At 54.7% G+C, this 3,314-nt stretch carries 3 protein-coding genes; all 3 read right to left on the bottom strand.

All coding sequences use genetic code 11. The features are described from left to right. Positions 1-100: 100 nt before the first annotated feature. Positions 101-1,153, bottom strand: coding sequence for an IS110 family transposase (locus tag QW71_RS36315; RefSeq protein WP_047014175.1), 1,053 nt, complete (start codon positions 1,151-1,153; stop codon positions 101-103). Between the two features lie 289 nt (positions 1,154-1,442). Then, positions 1,443-2,558 (bottom strand): IS110 family transposase, encoded by a 1,116-nt coding sequence (locus QW71_RS36310; RefSeq protein ID WP_039311112.1) that lies wholly within the window; start codon positions 2,556-2,558, stop codon positions 1,443-1,445. 57 nt (positions 2,559-2,615) lie between these two features. Beyond that, a partial coding sequence (locus tag QW71_RS36305) for an IS110 family transposase (RefSeq protein WP_152679954.1) occupies positions 2,616-3,314 on the bottom strand: 699 nt, incomplete at its 5' end.

Raw genomic sequence — 3,314 nt, 5'->3', positions numbered from 1 at the left:
TTTTGTGCAGTTGGATTTCGTGGATTCTCCTCGAACCTTTCTCTTTGTCTCCATGCCCCAAGGATTCAACCCTTTGGGGACTGGCTTCCGTTGTTCTACACTAGGCCATTTGTGCTTCTGCTTTCACCGCAATACACCAAATGAATCCGACTAACTCCCGTCCCACCGCTGCAATCACCAAGTTTCGGTGTTTTCCCCGTTTGACCATCTGCACATATTTTTTGTGCAATCTCTCCTGCGCCTTCCATGACGTTTCCTGGACATGAGCACTTTGCCCTTCTAACCGCTTTTCTAAATCGCCTTTGACCGCCGGACGGTGACGGTAACTCCAGGCGGATTCCACTAGGGCACGTCTTACGGCGGCATTTCCGGTTTTGGTCAGACGGCCCCGTTTCGTCGTGGGTCCCGAAGAAGATTCGCGCGGAACCAGCCCCAGATAACTCATGAGCTGCGCAGGCGAACGAAACCGCTCAAAATTCCCGATTTCAACGACGAGCGTCATGGCTGTGAGCAACGCAATCCCCCGAAGGCCCTGGAGCGCTCGAATCACAGGGGCATACGGGCAGATTTCTGCTTCTTCCCGCATGGCCTCCTCGAGCCGTTTGATGCGCTCCTCCACCTCCCGCAACTGCTGTAGCATCTCCGTGAATACCCGTCCTTGCGCGGTACGCTCAAACGTCAAGGTAGAGAGCCACAGCCGATATCTTTTCGTCCAGCGTTTTTTCATCCCTTCCGGGGTGTGGATCTGGTGCCGTAACAGAAAATGAATCAGTCGTTGCCGGGCTCGGTGCAACTCTTCCCGGGCATCCTCCCGTGCCCGTATAAGATCCCGAAGAGCCTCGAGTTCCAGAGTCGGCACATGGATGGCTGTCAATTCTCCCGCGCGGTGGAGCTGGGCCAACCGTTCCGCATCCCGCCGGTCTGTTTTGATGGCATCGCCAGGACGCAGAGGAATGCGTGAGGGGGCGATGACAGTGCAGGAAATTCCCATCTTTGTCAGCCAGCGATATAAATCATACCCGGTGGGTCCCGCCTCATAGCACACTTCGAGAGTCACATCCGAGCCTTGAAGTTTCCGAATAAGTCGTCCTACGGCATCGGGAGTATGGGAAATTGCCCCGTGATACCGTGCGGGTTCCCGACGTTTATCCAACTGCTATGAACGAATTTGTCAATTCCCCTGTTCCTTCCCCTTTTAACCAAGGCTTTTTCAATCCCTTGGGCATAGAGACAAAATGCGAGTCGTCGGCTGGCACACTGCTATCCGTGGGTTGGTTCCACATGTTAGGCCTACGTCGAAGGAGCTTCCCTAAACTATTGTCGCACGTCAAACCCACCCGGGTTTTGTGCAGTTGGATTTCGTGGATTCTCCTCGAACCTTTCTCTTTGTCTCCATGCCCCAAGGATTCAACCCTTTGGGGACTGGCTTCCGTTGTTCTACACTAGGCCATTTGTGCTTCTGCTTTCACCGCAATACACCAAATGAATCCGACTAACTCCCGTCCCACCGCTGCAATCACCAAGTTTCGGTGTTTTCCCCGTTTGACCATCTGCACATATTTTTTGTGCAATCTCTCCTGCGCCTTCCATGACGTTTCCTGGACATGAGCACTTTGCCCTTCTAACCGCTTTTCTAAATCGCCTTTGACCGCCGGACGGTAACGGTAACTCCAGGCCGATTCCACCAAAGCACGCCTTACGGAGGCATTTCCTGTTTTAGTCAGACGGCCCCGTCTTGTCTTGGGTCCTGTAGAAGATTCCCGCGGAACCAGTCCCAGGTAACTCATCAGCTGCGCAGGCGAACGGAACCGCTCAAAATTCCCGATTTCAACGACGAGCGTCATGGCCGTGAGCAGGGCAATCCCCCGAAGACCCTGGAGCGCTTGAATCACAGAGGCGTACGGGCAGATTTCGGCTTCTTTCCGCATGGCCTCCTCTAGCCGTTTAATGCGCTCCTCCACCTCCCGCAACTGTTGTTGCATCTCGGTGAATACCCGTTCTTGCGCGGTATGCTCAAACGTCAAGGTAGAGAGCCACAGCCGGTATCGTTTCGTCCAGCGTTTTTTCATCCCTTCCGGGGTGTGGATCTGGTGCCGTAACAGAAAATGAACGAGGTGCTGCCGGGCCCGGTGCAGTTCTTCCCGAGCATTCTCCCGGGCTCGGATGAGATCCCGAAGAGCCTCGAGTTCCGGAGTGGGTACATGAATGGCCGTCAATTCTCCCGCACGGTGGAGCTGAGCGAGCCGCTCTGCATCCCGCCGGTCGGTTTTAATGGCATCGCCTGAACGCTGAGGAATACGTGAGGGGGCGATGACCGTGCAGGAAATTCCCATCTTGGTCAGCCAGCGATACAAATCATACCCGGTGGGTCCCGCCTCATAGCAGACTTCAAGAGTAACCTCCGGGCTTTTCAGTTTCCGAATGAGTCGTCCTACAGCATCTGGCGTATGGGCAATCGCTCCGTGATACCGTGCGGGGTCCCGTCCCTCGTCTGCAATCGCCACTGCAATTTTTTCTTTAGACACGTCCAAACCTACGTATTTTATGGTATTCTTCATAGTAACAGCTCCTTTCGCATTTAGCTCTGAAATGGTTGTCCTTACTCCCATTTTAACCTAAGGTGTGCGAACAGGGGCTGCCTTTCGTTCACCCTGGAGCGCTTGAATCACAGAGGCGTACGGGCAGATTTCGGCTTCTTTCCGCATGGCCTCCTCTAGCCGTTTAATGCGCTCCTCCACCTCCCGCAACTGTTGTTGCATCTCGGTGAATACCCGTTCTTGCGCGGTATGCTCAAACGTCAAGGTAGAGAGCCACAGCCGGTATCGTTTCGTCCAGCGTTTTTTCATCCCTTCCGGGGTGTGGATCTGGTGCCGTAACAGAAAATGAACGAGGTGCTGCCGGGCCCGGTGCAGTTCTTCCCGAGCATTCTCCCGGGCTCGGATGAGATCCCGAAGAGCCTCGAGTTCCGGAGTGGGTACATGAATGGCCGTCAATTCTCCCGCACGGTGGAGCTGAGCGAGCCGCTCTGCATCCCGCCGGTCGGTTTTAATGGCATCGCCTGAACGCTGAGGAATACGTGAGGGGGCGATGACCGTGCAGGAAATTCCCATCTTGGTCAGCCAGCGATACAAATCATACCCGGTGGGTCCCGCCTCATAGCAGACTTCAAGAGTAACCTCCGGGCTTTTCAGTTTCCGAATGAGTCGTCCTACAGCATCTGGCGTATGGGCAATCGCTCCGTGATACCGTGCGGGGTCCCGTCCCTCGTCTGCAATCGCCACTGCAATTTTTTCTTTAGACACGTCCAAACCTAC

The organism is Paenibacillus sp. IHB B 3415 (assembly GCF_000802655.2).
Classification (GTDB): Bacteria; Bacillota; Bacilli; order Paenibacillales; family Paenibacillaceae; genus Paenibacillus_AQ; species Paenibacillus_AQ phytohabitans.
Note: the sequence above shows the minus strand (reverse complement) of the source record. Positions and strands in the feature narration are given on the sequence as shown.